The following is a 16691-nucleotide window of genomic DNA, read 5'->3' as shown; positions in this document are numbered from 1 at the left end:
ATGACATATGGTCGTAAAAGAAAAGCTGGGTAACCTCCATGATTTCGAAGTAAACAAACGGCAGATCGACTGGGTTGAAATTGAATGGTTTGAAACCGGCAAAAGAATCCTGCATAAAAAAACGCGGGCAGGAAGGGATATCGTCATGAAGTTTCTGAACGAAACGACCGGTATTTGTCAGGATGATGTTTTATACCTGGACGAATCCTTGCTGATCGTGGCAGACATTCTTGCCTGTGATTGCGTGGTTGTAACACCTACAACCATGTTTGAAACTGCCTCGCTATGCTACGAAATAGGGAATAAGCATACGCCTTTGTTTTATGACGACGGTTCTTTTCTGATACCCTACGAAGCACCGCTGTTCAGGTTGCTGACTGCCCAGGGCTATCAGGTGAGCCTGGAAACCCGGAAATTATTGAATCCTCTGAAAACCACCGTGACACCTCATGCCAATGAAGAGAATACCACCTTGTTTTCAAGGATTATGAAGCTGACGAGCAGCTAGCACGTTTAATCTGATCTGAAATGTCGACACAGTTACTAAATCTGCTGCAATTAAGTGATCCGATGTTGCCGATAGGCGGTTATGCACATTCCTCCGGTTTGGAGACCTATGTTCAGGCTGGCTTGGTGAAAGACCCTGCGACCGCACGAGAGTTCGTAATGCAGATGCTGTCGAAAAACCTGAAATATGGGGATGCGGCTTTTGCTTCACTTGCTTATGAAGTTGCGGCTAAGCATGATCGGGAAGAATTGTTACGTCTGGATGATGAATGTACTGCCCTTAAAATGCCCAGGGAAATTCGTGAAGCCAGCCATAAATTGGGCAACCGTCTGATGAAGGTTTTTCAGCCATTGTTAAAAATGGAGATTACAGAAGTTTATCAGGCGCATATCAAGGAAGGAAAAGCTTTTGGACACTACGCTATCACATATGGATTGTTTGCGTTTGGACTTGGAATTGGCAAGAAAGAAATGCTAACCGGTTTTTTTTACAATGCGTGTGCAGGATTTGTAACCAATATCGTGAAAATGGTTCCTCTTGGCCAGCAGGACGGACAGGAGTTACTATTCTCCCTGCTGCCCGTTTTGGACCAGCTTGCGGAAGACTGTATGCAGCCCGACGGCGACTTGGTTGGCCTTTGCTGTCCCGGTTTCGACATCCGTTCCATTCAACATGAAAGCTTATATTCAAGGCTTTACATGTCCTAATATTCTAACCCCGCATTTAGTAATGCATCAATGATTATGGAAAGAAACTACATTAAGATCGGGGTAGCTGGCCCGGTAGGATCGGGGAAAACAGCCCTGATCGAAAGACTTACCCGACAAATGGCCGAAAATTACAGCGTCGGCGTAATCACCAATGATATTTATACCAAAGAGGATGCTGCTTTTTTGACCCAAAACAGCCTGCTGCCTGCCGACAGGATCATAGGCGTGGAAACGGGCGGTTGCCCGCACACTGCCATACGCGAAGATGCGAGCATGAACCTGGAAGCAGTGGAAGAAATGGCCAGTCGGTTCCCCGAAATTGAGATTGTGTTCATCGAAAGCGGGGGCGATAACCTTTCGGCCACATTCAGCCCCGACCTGGCCGATGTCAGTATTTTTGTAATTGATGTGGCCGAGGGCGATAAAATTCCCAGAAAAGGTGGCCCGGGTATCACCAGAAGTGATTTGCTGGTCATCAACAAGATAGACCTTGCGCCGTATGTACATGCCAACCTGGAAGTAATGGAACAGGATTCAAGGCGAATGAGAAATGGGCGACCGTTTGTTTTTACCAATTTAATGACCTTGCAGGGACTGGACCTGGTGATTGACTGGATCAAAAAGTATGCATTGCTGGAAGAATTGCAAGAGCCGCAACTATTACGATGATCGCCTCGCTGCACATTCAGGTGGCTTCGCGGGGCGAGCGGGCTTATCTGAGGAAGGCTTACTTTTCACCACCATTCAAACTCGCCGATATCACTGAAAATAAGAACGGCAAATTTTTGCACGTCATGCAGATGAGTTCTTCACCGGGAATTTTGGATGGTGACCGGTACCAGGTCAACGTGGAGGTGGGTGACCGCTGCCATTTGCAGCTTCATACGCAGTCTTATCAGAGGCTTTTTAAAATGAAAACCGGCGCCAGCCAGCATATGGAGGTTCATGTAGGAAAGGGGGCCTCTTTCATTTATTTGCCCCATCCCTGTGTCCCACAAGAAGATTCCGATTTTTCGGCTGTCAATAAAATATACCTGTCAACTGGTTCCGTGCTGGTCTGGGGAGAAATTATCACTTGCGGCCGAAAGCTGAATGGAGAGATATTTCGCTTTTCAAGATACCATTCCCGTACCGAGATTTTTTTAGATAACAGGCTTATTATCAAGGAAAATCTAAGGTTGCTACCTGGCTCTGAATGTATGGAAGGTACTGGTATGCTGGAAGGCTTCACACATCAGGCGAGTTTGGTGTATCAGGCCGAATGCAAACCAGCGGATCATCTGCTAGCGGTGGCCTCCGCTTTTCTGGCAACGCAGGAGGATATTATTTTCGGCATCACCTCGGGTGCCGGTACCAGCATTCTATTGAGGATCCTGGGCTTTAAATCGGAACAATTATTTTTTTGTCTAAAAGAGATATCTGATATTTTAACAGAAACCAAGTAACCCATGGAGAGTGAATTACAGGTTTTGCTGGTGGCGACGATCACGGTTGCCTGCCTGCATACTTTCAGCGGCCCGGACCATTATGTGCCTTTTATCGCTTTGGCCAAAGCCAGAAACTGGTCGTTTGTGAAAACTATTTGCTGGACGGTCGTTTGCGGGTGCGGACATGTTTGGAGTTCGGTTCTGCTGGCACTGGGAGGCGCGGCAATTGGCTGGTCATTGAACGAGGTCGAATTTTTTGAAAATATGCGTGGCGGGTTGGCGGGCTGGATGCTTCTGGGTTTTGGAATTTTATACAGTATCTGGGGCATTTTGAATGCATTTCGAAACAAAGCCCACAAGCATTTCGAGCTTGGCGATGAGGGCGAAATGTATGTATTTGAGCACAAGCATGGTGCTGCGGTACAAGTCCGTGAAAAACATAAAGTCACTCCTTGGGTCATGTTCATCATATTTTTGCTGGGGCCGTGCGAGCCCATGATCCCGCTGCTGTATTTCCCCGCCGCCCAGCATTCGGTAGCGGGCATGTGGATGATGATTGGGATTTACACGCTGGTCACTTTGCTTACTATGGTGGTGATGGTCATCCTGGGTTTGCGGGGCGCTTCTTTATTTCAAACCGGTTGGGCGGAAAAGTACATGCACGCCCTGGCTGGCGCTACCATTACCATTTGCGGAGCCGGAATGGTGTTCCTGGGCTGGTAGGCTGAGGGCCGTTTTGTGAAATGGTCAAATATTAAAATTTCAATTAATAAAAGTATAATTTGACAAAAGGCTGTTTTACTACGAAACGTTACGAATAGTATCCACTATCTAAATTTTTCAGCCTATTGGAAAAGTTTACTCCCAATCATGATTCGGAGCTTTCTTCTGAATGGAACATCTGGCATTGTTTCAAACAGGGAAATCACCAGGCTTTCGAGACACTATATAAAGACTACTTCAAAATCCTCAACAACTATGGTTCCCGCCTGACTTCCGACAGTCAGTTACTGGAAGATGCCATTCATGATGTTTTTATCGATCTGTGGAGGCGAAAGGAATACCTGGCTGACGTGGAGAACATCCGGTTTTACCTTTTCAGGGCGCTCAGGAACCGGATTATCAGAAACGGGAAAAATATCTTTGAAAATAAAGAGGACATTGACAAGTTTTTGGATTACCTGGTTTCACTTTCTTATGAAGACCAGTCGATTGACTCTGAGCGGATGCGTGATAAAACGGCGCGCATTCAAAACGCCATCGCCAACCTGTCGGAACGGCAGAGAGAAGTAATCAACCTTCGGTTTTACCATGCGCTGAGTTTGGATGAAATCTCCATTCTGATGGGGCTGTCCAAACAGTGTGTGAGCAACCTTTTATTCAAATCCTATGCCGTTTTGCGCCTAAAATTGAAAGAGCTTTCCATGCTATCTACCCTCACATCTTTGCTGGTAAGTCAATGCTGAGCAGGCAGGCAAGAATTTTTTTTTCAAGAAATATGATAATAGTAGGTTAGTTTCCGAAGATCTGGTACCTATTATGTAGGGCATAAGGTATTCCTCCCTAAAAATGAAAGACGATAATTTTGGTTGTGAGAGTCTTCTGAACGATGATTCCTTTATTAACTGGGTTTTGTATGGCAAAGATTCCTTTGTATGGGAGGAGTTTGTCCTACTGAATCCCGAGCATAAGGATACGATTATCAGAGCGTCCCAGATCATTAAAGAGTTGCATGAGGCAGAAAAAATCACACCTTCTTCGGCAGACGAGAACAAAGTGTGGACGCGCATCACGACGACACTGGAAGCGGAAAGCCAGGAGGTAAATGCATCCGACCCGGCTGAGGGGCGCCCGGCCGAGGGGCGATATCGAAAATATAAACTGGTAGTAAGTGCTGCTTTTTTGGTTTTAATGCTATTTGGCGTTTGGCACTTTTATATTTCAAAAAACCAAATTACCTACCGCGAGCTGGTCACACATGCCGGAAACGTTCAGGAGTTGAAGGAATATATTAATTCCGGTGAATTGCCATTAAAAGTCAAATTGCCCGATGGCAGCGTTGTGACACTGAGCAAGAACAGTAAATTAAGCTACCCCAAACAGTTTGAAAAGCAAAAACGCGTCGTTTTGATGAGCGGGGATGCTTTTTTTGAGGTTACCAAGGATCCTTTCCGGCCGTTTTTTGTCTATGCCAATGAAACCATTACGAAAGTGTTAGGAACGAGCTTCCGGATCACCGCTTTTGACGATGAGAAAAAGGTGACGGTGAACGTTCGGACCGGCCGGGTATCTGTCTATAAGCAGAGCCGGATCCAGACTGCCGATCCGGAAACAATGGGATTGGTATTATTGCCCAATCAGAAGGTCACCTTTGACCGGGAGAGTGAGAGTCTTGTAAAAAACCTCATTGAAATACCTGTTCCGATTGTCACGGTACCAGCTAATGAAAAGAAAACTTTTGACGAGGTACCTGTCTCCGAAATTTTCACACAGCTTGAAAAACGCTATGGGATCAGGATCATCTACGACCAGGAGCAGATATCAAAATGCATTGTCTCCATGGCACTGCAAAATGAATCGCTGTACGATAATCTGGATGTGATCTGTAAAACAATCGGGGGAAGCTATAAAGAGGTGGATGCCCAGATTGTCATAGAATCCCAGGGCTGTCAATAGCAAACACCGGCCTGTCGACGGCAACAATTGGAAAGTGGCAGCTTCCGACGGTGATGCAATTGGATAAATCATAAACAAACAAAAAATATTTTAAAACCGAAGGTTAGTTTTAAATAGGGCTCGTACCTATATAATTATCACGCTGACATCGAAATAGCCAATGAAATGCAGTAGGTGCCATCACGCCACATCCCAGCCGGTGCGGACATTGAAGAAGACTGCCCACATCTTTTAATCAAATCAAAACATTAGGATTATGGCTATTTTTATTCTCAGTAAAGTTTTAAAAGCAACGACGATGATGGCAAAACAACTCCTGTTTGCTGTGCTACTGACGGGTTTGAGTTATGCATCACCTACATTGTCACAAGAGCTGCTTAAAGAACGTATATCTATATCCGTTAAGAACGGCACGTTGAAATCCATTTTACGGGATATCGAAAAACAAGTCGATGTATCCTTTTCATATCAGAAAAATGTAATTGCTTCGGAGGAAAAAATTTCAATTGAGGTCAAAAATGAATCGCTGGACGATCTGCTGAACCGAGTGCTTATCCCGAGAAATATTAATTACCAGGTGGTCAAAACAAATCAGGTTGTATTGACGAAAATAGTGGTTAACTCAAAGGACCCCACCGGTGCGCTAAACCTGATGAGCACGCCAGAAATATTGGAAAAGCAAATAGCGGGAAAGGTGACAGATGAAAAAGGAGAAGGGCTGCCCGGGGTAAGCATTGTGGTAAAAGGATCGCAAAAAGGAACTACCACGGAGAGCAACGGTACTTACCGCCTTGCCATTCCGGACGAACAGTCTGTGCTGATATTCTCTTTTGTCGGTTACCTGTCCGAGGAAAAAGTAGTGGGCGACCAGTCCATCATGAATGTGGTTTTGAAAGTGGACAACAAAGCACTGGATGAAGTAGTAGTAACTGCTTTTGGCCAAAAACAGCGTAAAGAAGCAGTGGTAGGAGCAGTGACCACGATACGTCCGTCGGATCTGAAAATACCTGCCAGCAACCTCACCACGGCGATCGCCGGAAGGCTTTCGGGGGTAATAGGCTACCAGCGCAGCGGGGAACCGGGTGTTGACAATGCCACTTTTTTCATTCGGGGCATTACCACTTTTGGTACCAATAATTCGCCGCTGATCCTGGTGGACAATGTGGAACTTACCGTGACGGACCTGGCCCGTTTGCAGCCAGATGACATTGAGAGTTTTTCCATACTCAAAGATGCGAGTGCTACCGCGTTGTACGGTGCCCGAGGTGCCAACGGGGTGGTTTATGTGACCACCAAGCAAGGAAAAGCAGGAAAGGCGAAAATCAATTTCCGTATCGAGAATTCAGTTTCAATGCCGACGCAGAATGTGGAACTGGCGGATCCGATCACGTATATGAAACTGTATAATGAGGCGCAGCTGACGCGTGATCCGCTGGCGCCGATCAAATATTCTCAGAACCAGATCGATAATACGCTCACCGGCGGCAATCCTTACGTTTATCCCGCAACGGATTGGCGGAAGGCGCTTTTTAAAAGATACACCCAGAACAGACGGGGCAACCTGAGCGTGTCGGGTGGGGGAGAAGTTGCGCAGTACTATGTGGCCACTTCATTCAGCAATGACAATGGGATCATGAAGGTGGATAAAATGAATAACTTCAATAACAATGTGAGGCTTAACAATTACTCGGTCCGCTCGAATGTGAATATCAATCTGAGCCCGTCCACTCAGCTGATTGTCAGGTTGTACGGGAATTTCGATGATTATAATGGGCCAATCGACGGGGGTTCCGGGATATACCAGAAGGCACTGAAAACTAGTCCGACTTCTTATCCTGCTTTTTATGCACCTGATAAGGACAATGAGGCAACGGATCACATTCTGTTCGGGAATTTTGACCAGGGACAGTACCTGAACCCTTATGCGGATATGGTCAAAGGCTACAAACAATATTCCCGCTCAAAAATGCTGACACAGCTGGAACTGACCCAAAAGCTGGATTTTCTGACCAAAGGACTTAGCGTGAGGGGACTGGCGAACATTAACCGATATTCCTATTTTGATGTTACCCGGGCTTACAATCCTTATTTTTATCGCGCAGGTTCCTATGACAAGCAAACGGACACATATAGGCTGAACTGGCTCAACCAGCAGACGGGCCAGTTCTTTTCCGAGCCAGCCACTGAGTACCTCAACTATAAGCCAGGCAGTAAAGATCTGGAAACATTTCTCTATCTGCAGGGAACAGCCGATTACACGCGGGTTTTCAAGGAAGTACATTCCCTGAACGCCACCATTGTTACCACTTTACAGCAGAGCCTGAAAAACAATTCCAGCCAGCCAACGCTGCAGCTTTCGCTTCCCAGCCGCAACACCGGTATTTCAGGAAGGCTTTCCTATTCATTTGACAACCGATATTTCGCGGAGTTCAACTTTGGCTATAATGGCTCTGAACGCTTTTATAAGACCAAGCAATTCGGGTTTTTTCCGACCATCGGCGGGGCATGGGTTATTTCCAATGAAAGTTTCTGGAAACCACTCGAAAACGTAGTGAACAAGCTGAAAGTAAGAGGTTCCTTCGGGCTAGTGGGCAATGACGCGATCGGCAGCGCTTCTGATCGGTTCTTTTTCCTTTCCGAGGTTAATCTCAATGACAGTGATCGTGGCTCCTACTTTGGCTTTAATTCCAACATCTACCGCGACGGGGTTTCAATCCGCAGATATGAAAATAAGGAAATCACCTGGGAAACGTCGCATCAAACCAACCTGGGGCTGGAATTCTCTATCATGCAAAAGCTGAACGTGATAGCCGAGATCTACAAGCAAAGACGCTCGAATATCCTGATGACACGGGCGTCCATTCCTACTACCACCGGCCTTTCCGTAACCCCCCAGGCCAATGTGGGGGAGGCCAAATCGAAAGGATTTGACCTGGCCGTAGACTTTAATCAAAATTTCAGCAACGGTGCATGGCTGATCGCCAGAGGTAACCTTACGATGGCACGGGGAATCTACTCGGTTTATGAAGAGCCGGACTATAAAGACCGCTACTTGTCCAATGTGGGACAATCCATTACACAGCCAAGAGGGCTGATAGCCGAGCGGCTTTTTATCGATGAAAATGATGTTAAAAATTCTCCCCGCCAGAATTTCGGCCTCTATGGTGCAGGGGACCTGAAATACAGGGATATCAATCGCGACGGGCAGATCACCAATGCTGACTATGTACCTATCGGACATCCCGAAACACCGGAAATTACCTATGGTTTTGGTCTGTCGGCGGGCCGCAACCAGTTTGATTTCTCCGTGTTTTTTCAGGGTTTGGGAAGGGAATCGTTTTTTATCAACCCGGTGGCAACGGCGCCGTTTGTCAACTACCCGTATGACAACAATGGGAGTACAGCTTTGTATCCTACGAATTTAATCGGTGAAAACGCACTTTTGAAGGCTTTTGCGGATAGCCACTGGTCGGAAGAAAACCAGGATATATATGCTGTCTGGCCTCGTTTATCAACCACGGTCAACAATAACAATTCTCAGAGAAGTACCTGGTACATGCGGGATGGCTCTTTTTTGAGGCTAAAAACACTGGAAGTAGGTTATACCATAAAAGGGAAATTACTCGAAACCCTCAAAATCACCAACCTGCGCGTGTATTTCAGCGGTACCAACCTGCTTACTTTCAGCAAGTTTAAATTATGGGACCCTGAAATGGGTGGAAACGGCCTTGGCTATCCCGTCCAGAAAGTTTTTAACATTGGTTTGAACATGAATTTCTAAGCCTCACAAAATGAAACTAGTATACGCAAAATATTACGTGCCGGCATTATTGCTGATCCTTCTGGCAGGCTGCAAAAAATACCTGGATATTGTTCCGGACAATGTAGCTACCATCGACAATGCGTTCAAGATGAGGGTAGATGCAGAAAAGTATCTTTTCACCTGCTATAACAATTTACCCCTTTTTGGTGCGGAAGCTGCCGATCCGGGCTTTCTGACCGGTGATGAATTCGCCACTGTTTATCCGCCGCAAGGTGACATCAATACTGCTTTTTACCGCATAGCCCGGGGTGAACAGAATATTGTGGCGCCGATTGGCAATTACTGGGACTATAAATTCTTTCAGGCCATCAGGGAATGCAATATTTTCCTGGAAAATGTGGACAAGGTCAGGGATCTGAATGTTCTGGAAAAGAAGCGCTGGGTGGCAGAAGTGAAGTTTCTGAAAGCCTACTACCATTATTACCTGCTGCGCATGTACGGGCCTATTCCCATCATTAAAACAAACCTGCCCATTTCGGCTTCCATTGAAGAGGTGAAAGTCTCCCGCCAGCACGTGGATTCGGTCTTCAATTATACGGTAAGCCTAATAGATGAGGCCATTGTGGATTTGCCGGATGTGCTCCCTATTGAGTTTGCCGAACTCGGCAGGATCACGAAGAGTATCGCGATGTCTGTCAAAGCCGAGGTGCTGGTGACCGCTGCCAGTCCGCTCTATAATGGCAACCCGAACTATGCAAACTTCAAAAACAAGAATGGAGATGCCCTTTTCAGTACCAGCGCCAGTCCCGAGAAATGGCAAAAAGCCAAAGATGCCTGTAAAGCGGCGGTCGATGCCTGTACTGCCAATGGCAATAAATTATATGAATTTGTACCCAGGTCGGTGTCCACAAGGGTTTCGGATTCAACACAACGTTTAATGAGTATCCGCGCCGCGGTGACCGACAAATGGAACTCAGAGTTAATCTGGGGCGCATCCAATTCTACCGGAGGCGGCAGCCGGGGATTTCAGTCCTTGTCCCAGGCCAGGCTCAGTCCCTTCACCGGTACTATTCCTAATGAGAGCATTGGTTCCATGTTGGCCCCGCCTATTCACATTGCCGAAATGTTTTACAGCAACAACGGCGTACCTATCGAAGAGGATAAAAATTACCCTTATGCCAGACGTTTTACGGCTTTACGACAGGCCGTTGCGAGCGAACGTTACTATATCAAAGAGGGCTACACCACTGTACAACTCAATTTCGACAGGGAGCCGCGCTTTTACGCAGATCTGGGTTTTGATGGGGGAATCTGGTTTGGTCAGGGGAAAAATGATGATAATAATACCTGGGTACTCGAAGGAAAACTGGGGCAGACCGGCGGAAGGCAGGGTGCATCGCTGTACTCCGTGACCGGATACTGGCCCAAAAAACTGGCCAACTACAACAATGCCATTAACGATCCGGCACAGCAGTACAGTGTGGAGAATTATCCATTTCCAATCATGAGACTGGCCGACCTGTATTTGTTGTATGCCGAAGCATTGAACGAAACCACCGGACCAGATGCGGAGGTGTACCGCTGGCTGGACATGGTCAGGAAACGGGCAGGGTTGAAAGGAGTCGTCGAATCGTGGACCAAGTATTCCAGCAGGCCATCCAAGGTTGCAACCAAAGAAGGGCTCAGGGAAATTATTCAGCGCGAAAGGCTCATCGAGCTGGTTTTTGAAAGCAAGCGTTTCTGGGACCTGAGAAGATGGAAGGTGGCCGAAAATTATCTCCAGCGGTCTATCAATGGTTGGGATATCACCCAACGGGAAGCCGTCAACTATTACAGGGTGAGGCCCATATTTAGCAGTAGTTTCAGTTTAAAGGATTACTTCTGGCCCATTTCAGAAAACTCTTTGATCGTTAATCCCAATTTGGTCCAAAATCCTGGCTGGTAAACATATACACCAATATGAAAAAGATAAAAATAATATTTACCCTTTTGTGGTTGGTAGGGCTTACGACATTGTTTTCCTGTGCGGACATGGATGATATCCGCAAGCCTTTGGGAACGGATGCCGAAAAGCCGGGCGTAGTGAGCAATATTTCGGTCGTCAATTTTCCGGGAGGCGCTACCATTACCTATTCGCTGCCGAAAGACGAGGACCTGGAATATGTATTGGCGAGTTATGCGATCGACAAGGGCAGCGCGAAATTGAGTGAGGCCAAGGCTTCTCATTTTACCAATAAAATTACGGTTGAAGGATTTTCCGATGCCGGGGATTTCGAGGTTACATTATATGCCATAGACCGCAGCTCCAACAAGTCGGAACCGGTAATCGTGAAAGTCGCTCCGCAGTCGCCCCCCTTGCGGACTGTTTATAAATCATTGCAATTGGGTGTCGATTTTGGCGGGCTCAATGTCGTTTTCAACAATCCTACGGAGGCAAAACTGGCTATCGTGGTCATTACAAAAGACAACAATGGCGACTTTATCCCGGTGGAAACCCTTTACACCCAGGTCAAAAGCGGTTCGTTTGCGGCCCGGGGCTTCGATACGCTGAGCAGGACTTTCGGCGTATACATCCGTGACCGTTGGAACAATTATTCCGATACAACATTTAAGGAGGTGGCGCCACTGTTTGAAAAGGAACTGGACAAGACCAGGTTCCAGGAATACCGGCTGCCAACCGACGAAGAGAGCGGATATGGGTGGAATATGCCTTACATCTGGGATGAAAAACACACTGAGCCGGGTTTCCATACGATTCCGCTTTCTGATAGGGAAATGCCTATTCATTTCACATTTGACCTGGGCGTGACTGCCAAGCTGAGCCGCTTTAAACTCTGGCAAAGAGAGGGTGACTGGTTTTATAAACATGGCAATCCGCGCAAGTGGGCTATGTATGGAAGCGAAAAAGCACCGAATGCGGACGGCAGTTTTACCGGCTGGACCAAGCTTATGGACTGTGAGTCAGTCAAACCTTCCGGCAGTCCTTATGGGGTCAATACGGGTGACGATATCGCCTATATGTCAGCTGGGGAAGAGTTTGTTTTTCCGCTTTCCGCGCCAAGGGTACGCTATATCCGGATGCAGATTTTCCAGAACTGGTCGGATACCAAGTTTGTCCATTTTACAGAAATTTCCTTTTGGGGGGACACTAAATAATTCAAAAACTGAACCATTATGAGCATTAGATATAGACTGGCGGGGTGTTTGTTTTTTTTCGCCGCTTTCGTGGCCTGCACGGATTGGGACGATTTTAAAAAATACCAGGCAGGGGGGGAAATCGTTTATCCGGGAAAGGGGGATACGGTTTTGATCGCATCGGGAAGAGACCGTATGCAGCTGTTATGGGTACTGAGTGCCGACCCGCGTGTTACGAAATATAAATTGTACTGGAACAACAGGGCCGATTCCCTGGAAGCGCCTGTGCCTGCCGATGTGATCGGGGATACCATGAAAGTGATGATAGAGCCGCTTCCTGAGGGTTCCTATAACTTTGAAATGTTTTCTATGGACGCGCTGGGTAACATATCTGTTCCTTTACGGTTCAATGGCAGAACATTTGGGACAAATTATGAAATGGGGCTGCTTAACAGAAGTATTGGTGCCACCTCCTACGACGATAGTCTTAAAATACTGGAAGTACAGTGGAACGAGCCGGATACCGTCAACGTCAGCACGGAGCTGAAATACATCGGGATAGACTCAAAAACAAAGTCCGTTATGGTTGGCCCGGCAGCATCTGCCAGCCATGTGAAAGATTGGAAACCGGGGACAATTCTCAGCTACCGGTCATCATTCAAACCGGACCGAAAAGCAATCGACGTGTTTATCACTACAAAATACGATACGCTTTCGGTTAACCTGAAATAGTTTCGGCACGGGTGCCTCATTTGAAGCCATTTTGCCATTATACTTCAATAAAGTCTCTTAAATAATTGGCTTTCTTGGTGCTGCCGAAGTAAGCTTTCCTTCCAGGGCCAGTTTTTCAAAGGTCTGAAGGTGTTCTACCGACTTTTCAAAACGGATTTATAAAGATTTTCCGTTTATGGCTCATCAGAAGTCTTCAAGGGGAAATTAGCTATGTTCGCGAAAGATTCAATCTAAGGTGGCTAGCCATGATCCAGTGTTTTAAATAGCAGATCGGACAAAAAACCGGCAGTAAAGGTCTTCTGGTCGCCTCCGTTACTGTCGGTAAGCCCTAGGAGATAGTTGCAGAAAAACTGCTGATAATGCGATGTTTCGATTAGCGTACCGCTCAGTGATCTTGGAAATTGGTACGCGGGGTTATATTCGCTGACCACCTCCGTGATTTTTCCACATAGGTCTTTGGGTTCAAGTTTGAAATTGCAATGAGACTATCCGCCGGGCGTGGGGAATATAAGAAGACCAAGCTCAAAATTGAAGAGTCGAAACTGGCCCGGATGCAAAAGCGGGTCGACCTGCAAATGAAGGTAAGGCAATATCATAATCATTTGATTACTCTGAGAGAAAAGGCTTGATAGGTGGATTCAAAGCAAAGACCAGTTGTGGCGTCTATAAGGTAAGTCGGCACGCCCAACGGCGGTTGTTTCTACTGACATTTGAAGTGTGAAATTCTTAAACGGCGCCACAAAGATGTCGGATTTGCATTGACATTTATATATTGGTATATTTGGATATTGTAATATACTAATACGTTAAAATAATGGTAAATGAATAGTCCTTTGCATCTCTATAAAGCTGAATTTTTTAAGACGCTGGGGCATCCGCTTCGGCTGGCCATCCTTGATTCCCTGCGGGACGGACCTTTATCAGTGACAGAATTACAAGCAATGGTTCAAGTTGACCAATCGATCCTTTCACAGCATCTGGCCAAATTAAGGTCGTTTAAGTTTGTGACGGCCAGAAGAGAGAAGACAACAATATTTTATCATGTACACGATACGGATGTGTATATCTTTTTAGACCTGGCAAAAGGCATTTATAGCAGGCAACTGCAGCTCTCGCAAGACATATTAAACCAGCTTAATATCACTGAACCTGCCTGACCAGTTTTAAATGCCAACAAGACAATGCTGCTATAATCAGGGCTGACAATTGAGCACTTCATGGAAAATAACTTTTTTGCGACTGAGTTAAGCACAGCTCCTTTTAATGAACAGCAGACGCTTCACACGTTAAAGCACTTTTTGCCTGCCCAGGCACCGCTTAAAGACTTTATACATCACAATACTTTGCATGCCTTTCAGGATATGAAATTTGAGGACGCGCTTGTTCGTGCTTCAAAAATATTCGGGTATTCCGTCTACCTCACTTTGGACGAATATCGGGCCATATATAGTTCGGGGCGAATTAGTAATGCTATTCTTGAAAAGTCGATAACTGAAAGACATGGGATGTCGGCTGTAGAAGACTGGCGAGAAAAAATGCTGAACAAGCCCTATGATACTTACAACTATCCAAGGATCGGCGCACTGCGTTCAAACTGGAAGAGACAATATCACATTGACCTGGATTCACTTATACATCCAATTTTGTTTCGCATCCTGTGCTGTTACCTTGACCAGGGAATTTCGCTGTGGAAATTCCCTGTCTCTGAAAAAGGTTTTCTCGCATCCCTGCGTGAAATGGAGCAAAATGGGTTTTCAAGTTTTTTCAAAAGTGAGCGGGCTGCACGCCTGCTGATGGAGGAAGACTGTGGAATCACTGATTTGTTAAAAATAGTTGTTGGTGACCCAGGCCTGTTTAAACAATATCTTTTTGACCAGCAGTTTGCGCATCCGGGATGGTCAGGTATGGTGTCAGTAATAGAAGACAGCCCGGAAAGCCTGGTGTATCCAAGGCAGATATCACTTAGGGAGCTCATATTTTTTGAGCTTTTGATGGAAGTTGACGCCCTTGATAACCAGTTCAAAGAGAATTGGCTACCATTGAGTAGAGGTCTGGTAAGAAAGCAGCCTGACCTTTTTGCCGCAGTAGAGCAAACCGAACTGGATCAGGTACTGGCTATCTGGCAGCAAGCATTTGAATGGACATATTATGATCAGGTACTTGCAGGGTTGAAGCAGCAAAAAGAAAAACCAGAAAGCATAAAAACCACATCATTCCAGGCCTTTTTTTGCCTGGACGACCGGGAAGGTTCATTCCGGCGTTATGTAGAGCAACTCGATCCGGATTGCCAGACCTATGGTACCCCTGGCTTTTTTGGCGTTGAATTCTATTTTCAGCCCCATCAAAGTTCACTCTACACCAAACAGTGTCCTGCGCCGAGCAATCCCAAACATTTGATTAAAGAGGTAGGGTATTTTGGACGGCAAGAAAAAGATTTGCATTTTTTTAAGCCTACTAATTCTTTGTTCCGCGGTTGGATTATATCTCAAACACTGGGGTTTTGGGCGGGTTTTCGATTGTTCCTAAATGTATTCAGCCCCTGGTTCAGGATGGCAACGACTACTTCGTTTAGCGAAATAGACAAGACTTCCTGGCTCAGTATCGAAAATATCCCGTCTTTTTCAAAAGAATATGGCTTGCAGGTCGGCTACACGGTCGAAGAGATGGCCAATCGGGTAGAAAGCCTTTTGATAAGCATTGGCCTGATAGATGACTTCGCCTCCATGATCTATGTTATAGGCCATGGTTCGAGCAGTGTTAACAACACGCACTATGCTGCCTATGATTGCGGGGCCTGCTCAGGTAAGCCGGGAGCCGTTAATGCCAGGGTCTTCGCTTTTATGGCCAATCATTGGGGAGTACGTGAATTATTAACATCGAGGGGCATCCTCATTCCGGATCAAACCCAGTTTGTGGCCGCCCTTCACGATACCACCAGGGACGATATTATTTTTTTTAGTGAAGAGTTGCTCTCATTGGCCAACCTGATTAAGCATCGGAAGTACTGGAATATTTTCAGCCAAGCACTCGACCTAAACGCAAAAGAACGGTCACGCCGGTTTGAGCTTATTAATACGAAGGAAAGTGCCCGAAAAGTCCACCGTAAGGTCCGTGCAAGATCTGTGTCGCTATTCGAGACACGTCCTGAGTTAAACCACGCTACAAATGCAATCTGCATTATCGGGCATAGAAACTTGTCAAAGGGTTTATTTCTGGACAGGCGTCTGTTTATGAATTCTTATGATTACAGTCAGGATCCGGAGGGGAAATTTTTGTACCCCATCCTAAATGCTGCTGCGCCGGTTTGCGGGGGGATCAACCTGGAATATTATTTCTCGAGAATGGACAACGAGAAGCTCGGGGCCGGCAGTAAACTCCCACACAATGTAATGGGGCTTTTCGGGGTCGCTAATGGCATTGATGGTGATTTACGACCGGGACTACCCAGTCAAATGATTGAGGTCCATGACCCTGTCCGTCTATTGATGGTCGTTGAACATTTCCCGGAGGTGGTTTTAAAAGTAATTCAGCAAACCGACAAACTGTTTGAATGGTTTGCAAATGGCTGGATCCATTTGGTTGTAATAAACCCACATTCAAAGCAACAATCGCGGTTGGTTAACGGACAGTTTATGGAATATCACCCTTGTGATCAGAGCCTTGAAACAATTTCTGATATCGCCCCGCTTTTGGAATCTGGCCAGGAAAACTTTCCAGTCTATCTTATTTCTTAAAACCAA

Annotated in this window: 13 protein-coding genes; all 13 read left to right on the top strand. The window is 46.2% G+C overall.

What is annotated here, in order from left to right; translation table 11 throughout:
* Window positions 1-7 precede the first annotated feature (7 nt).
* Window positions 8-508, top strand: coding sequence for an urease accessory protein UreE (gene ureE, locus ON006_RS13695; RefSeq protein WP_244820357.1), 501 nt, complete (start codon window positions 8-10; stop codon window positions 506-508).
* Window positions 509-528: 20 nt separating this feature from the next.
* Window positions 529-1215: an urease accessory protein UreF gene (locus tag ON006_RS13690; RefSeq protein WP_244820356.1), complete on the top strand. Its 687-nt coding sequence runs from the start codon at window positions 529-531 to the stop codon at window positions 1213-1215.
* 36 nt (window positions 1216-1251) lie between these two features.
* Window positions 1252-1887 (top strand): urease accessory protein UreG, encoded by a 636-nt coding sequence (gene ureG, locus ON006_RS13685; protein ID WP_279679751.1) that lies wholly within the window; start codon window positions 1252-1254, stop codon window positions 1885-1887.
* Entirely contained in the window at window positions 1884-2663 is a 780-nt protein-coding gene (locus tag ON006_RS13680) for an urease accessory protein UreD (protein ID WP_244820354.1), read from the top strand. The genes ureG and ON006_RS13680 overlap by 4 nt, the downstream gene beginning before the upstream one ends.
* A 3-nt stretch (window positions 2664-2666) precedes the next feature.
* Window positions 2667-3368, top strand: a complete 702-nt coding sequence (locus tag ON006_RS13675) for a hypothetical protein (protein ID WP_244820353.1) — start codon at window positions 2667-2669, stop codon at window positions 3366-3368.
* 125 nt (window positions 3369-3493) lie between these two features.
* A complete protein-coding gene (locus tag ON006_RS13670; protein ID WP_244820352.1) occupies window positions 3494-4111 on the top strand; it encodes an RNA polymerase sigma factor in 618 nt (205 codons plus the stop codon).
* 103 nt (window positions 4112-4214) lie between these two features.
* Entirely contained in the window at window positions 4215-5321 is a 1107-nt protein-coding gene (locus ON006_RS13665) for a FecR family protein (RefSeq protein WP_244820351.1), read from the top strand.
* A gap of 256 nt (window positions 5322-5577) precedes the next feature.
* On the top strand, window positions 5578-9102 hold the full coding sequence (locus ON006_RS13660) for a SusC/RagA family TonB-linked outer membrane protein (protein WP_244820350.1): 3525 nt from the start codon (window positions 5578-5580) through the stop codon (window positions 9100-9102).
* A 10-nt stretch (window positions 9103-9112) separates the two neighbouring features.
* Complete coding sequence (locus ON006_RS13655; protein WP_244820349.1) at window positions 9113-11029, top strand: RagB/SusD family nutrient uptake outer membrane protein; 1917 nt, start codon at window positions 9113-9115, stop codon at window positions 11027-11029.
* A 14-nt stretch (window positions 11030-11043) separates the two neighbouring features.
* On the top strand, window positions 11044-12240 hold the full coding sequence (locus ON006_RS13650) for a DUF5000 domain-containing lipoprotein (RefSeq protein WP_244820348.1): 1197 nt from the start codon (window positions 11044-11046) through the stop codon (window positions 12238-12240).
* An 18-nt stretch (window positions 12241-12258) separates the two neighbouring features.
* A complete protein-coding gene (locus ON006_RS13645; protein ID WP_244820347.1) occupies window positions 12259-12951 on the top strand; it encodes a DUF4998 domain-containing protein in 693 nt (230 codons plus the stop codon).
* Window positions 12952-13772: 821 nt separating this feature from the next.
* Entirely contained in the window at window positions 13773-14108 is a 336-nt protein-coding gene (locus tag ON006_RS13640; protein ID WP_244820346.1) for an ArsR/SmtB family transcription factor, read from the top strand.
* Between the two features lie 60 nt (window positions 14109-14168).
* Window positions 14169-16685, top strand: coding sequence for a YbcC family protein (locus tag ON006_RS13635; RefSeq protein ID WP_244820345.1), 2517 nt, complete (start codon window positions 14169-14171; stop codon window positions 16683-16685).
* Window positions 16686-16691: the final 6 nt, after the last annotated feature.

Origin of the sequence: Dyadobacter pollutisoli, assembly GCF_026625565.1 — a bacterium.
GTDB lineage: Bacteria > Bacteroidota > Bacteroidia > Cytophagales > Spirosomataceae > Dyadobacter > Dyadobacter pollutisoli.
This window is presented reverse-complemented; position numbering and strand designations above follow the sequence as displayed.